Source organism: Ectobacillus sp. OTK (assembly GCF_059698935.1).
Genome location: NZ_AP048547.1, coordinates 1,995,001 through 1,997,500, shown reverse-complemented (window position 1 = coordinate 1,997,500; position 2,500 = coordinate 1,995,001). Strand labels below are relative to the sequence as shown.

2 protein-coding genes and 2 rRNA genes (1 of these 4 cut by a window edge) are annotated in these 2,500 nt (G+C 41.1%); 1 reads left to right on the top strand and 3 read right to left on the bottom strand.

Annotated features, from left to right (window positions below; all coding sequences use genetic code 11):
- Positions 1-160: 160 nt before the first annotated feature.
- Complete coding sequence (locus AC6HZ4_RS09710; protein ID WP_497494782.1) at positions 161-301, top strand: hypothetical protein; 141 nt, start codon at positions 161-163, stop codon at positions 299-301.
- A gap of 107 nt (positions 302-408) precedes the next feature.
- Here AC6HZ4_RS09710 and gnd read toward each other — a convergent pair whose 3' ends face one another.
- The 3 genes from gnd to AC6HZ4_RS09695 form a co-directional block, all read right to left on the bottom strand.
- Positions 409-1,818, bottom strand: a complete 1,410-nt coding sequence (gene gnd / locus AC6HZ4_RS09705) for an NADP-dependent phosphogluconate dehydrogenase (RefSeq protein WP_497494781.1) — start codon at positions 1,816-1,818, stop codon at positions 409-411.
- A gap of 372 nt (positions 1,819-2,190) precedes the next feature.
- Positions 2,191-2,306: ribosomal RNA gene (gene rrf / locus AC6HZ4_RS09700) — 5S ribosomal RNA — on the bottom strand.
- A 58-nt stretch (positions 2,307-2,364) separates the two neighbouring features.
- A 23S ribosomal RNA gene (locus AC6HZ4_RS09695) occupies positions 2,365-2,500 on the bottom strand (it continues 2,790 nt past the right edge of the window).

Below are 2,500 nucleotides of genomic sequence, written 5' to 3'. Positions count from 1 at the left end.
GAAAAATATTCCTTATCCACTCGCTTTGCATGGTCTATTTCCCCCTGCAGACTTTCCTTATCTAACTAATCGATTTATTAGCAGCTCGATAAGTGCCAATTCCTTTTCCGATTCTAATCCGGCGTGTTAGGAAATAATGAAATAGGAAGGGGGGATTATATTGACGAACATCATAGACGGAATGGATCAGGCAAGGTTTAGATCAGCTGTCCCTAATGACAACCAAGCCCGCAGCAAAAAAATAAAAGAAGAAAATAAGAAAATGCCAATGGTTTTACGAAATCTGAAAAATGGATCATAAAACAAAAGACAATAGCTGCAAAAAAAACAGCCAAGCGCTTTTCACAAAGCCTTGGCTGTTTTTTACTACCCATACTTACATACCGAAATATGAATAGCTCTTGTCCCTTACATCCAGTTCGTATGGAACGTTCCTTCTTTATCTACACGCTCGTACGTGTGTGCACCGAAGTAGTCACGCTGCGCCTGCAGAAGGTTAGCAGGTAACGTTTCTGTACGGTAGCTATCGTAGTAAGCAATTGCGCTAGCGAATGAAGGCACCGGAATACCGCGGCTAATCGCTACTGCAAGAACCTCACGCAATGAGGATTGGTATCCTTCTACGATTTCCTTGAAGTATGGATCTAATAGCAAGTTCGCCAATTCAGGATCACGATCATAAGCTTCCTTAATTTTTTGAAGGAATTGCGCACGAATAATGCAGCCTCCACGGAAAATCATAGCGATATCGCCGTAGCGAAGATCCCAGCCGTATTCTTCAGATGCAGCGCGCATTTGTGCAAAACCTTGTGCGTAAGAACAAATTTTGCTCATATACAAAGCTTTACGTACTGCTTCAATCAATTCTTCTTTATTGCCTTCAAATGGCTTCACTTCAGGACCTTGCAACAATTTGCTTGCCTTTACGCGCTCTTCTTTCATAGCGGAGATAAAACGAGCAAATACAGATTCTGTAATGATTGGAAGCGGTACTCCTAAGTCTAAAGCGTTTTGGCTTGTCCACTTACCTGTACCCTTCTGCCCGGCTGTATCTAGGATTACGTCTACAAGCGGCTTACCTGTTTCTTCGTCCACCTTTGTAAAGATATCTGCTGTAATCTCAATTAAGTAGCTGTCTAACTCGCCTTTATTCCACTCTGCGAATACCTCATGAAGTTCCTGAGCATCTAAACCAAGAACATGTTTCATAATGAAGTAAGCTTCACAAATTAACTGCATATCGCCATACTCAATACCGTTATGAACCATTTTTACGTAATGACCAGCACCATTAGGTCCGATGTATGTGCAGCAAGCATCGTCTCCAACTTTTGCTGAAATCGCTTTGAAAATTGGCTCAACAAGCTCGTATGCTTCTTTTTGGCCTCCTGGCATGATAGAAGGGCCTTTTAACGCTCCCTCTTCCCCACCTGAAACGCCTGTACCAATGAAATGGATTCCAGTTGATTCAAGCTCTTTGTTACGGCGAATTGTATCTTGGAAGAATGTATTTCCTCCGTCAATTAAAATATCGCCATCTTCAAGATAAGGTCTTAAAGAATCAATTGTTGCATCTGTCGCAGCTCCTGCTTTGACCATCAATAAAATCTTGCGAGGTTTTTCTAAGGAGTTAACAAATTCTTCAACGCTAGCTGCGCCTACAAAGTTCTTTCCTTCTGCCTCATTCTTTAAAAATTCCTCTGTTTTTTCGAATGAACGGTTATAAACAGCAACGGAATATCCTCTGCTTTCAATGTTCAATGCAAGGTTTTTCCCCATAACCGCCAAACCTACTACACCAATTTGTTGCTTTGACATATGTATCTCCTTCCGTAATCCATTGATGAAATATGGTTAATTACCACTGTATAACAGAATAACATATTATTGCGTGTATGGATAAGTATTGTTGCAATTTTTAAAATTTATTTTTTTGTTACAGCATGTAAATCGTGCGAGGGTTATATAAATCCCTTTATCACAATATCTCGTAAAACAAATCCAAATCTACATAATTAAGAAAAATAATGCAGTAACAAGTAACCAGCTTATCCGTACTTCCCTTAGAAAATAGAAGTTCGAATGCTAAGCATTCTGGTAATGCTGTACATACTTATTCTTGCTAAACTTCGCCTAAATCATACCACACAAAAAATCCCTTCTGCGCGGATGCAGAAGGGATTTAAATTTGCCTAGCGACGTCCTACTCTCACAGGGGGAAACCCCCAACTACCATCGGCGCTGAAGAGCTTAACTTCCGTGTTCGGTATGGGAACGGGTGTGGCCTCTTCGCCATCATCACTAGACCTATTTGGTTTGAAGGATATTCCCTCAAAACTAGATAACACGCTGTGCTGTGTAATTATGATTAAGCCCTCGATCGATTAGTATCTGTCAGCTGCACGTGTCGCCACGCTTACACCTCAGACCTATCAACCTGATCATCTTTCAGGGATCTTACTAGCTTGACGCTATGGGAAATCTCATCTTGAGGGGGGCT

Bases quoted from the DNA above. Each gene is read 5' to 3' on its own strand.
- gnd (WP_497494781.1), bottom strand. From the start codon at position 1,818: ATGTCAAAGCAACAAATTGGTGTAGTAGGTTTGGCGGTTATGGGGAAA.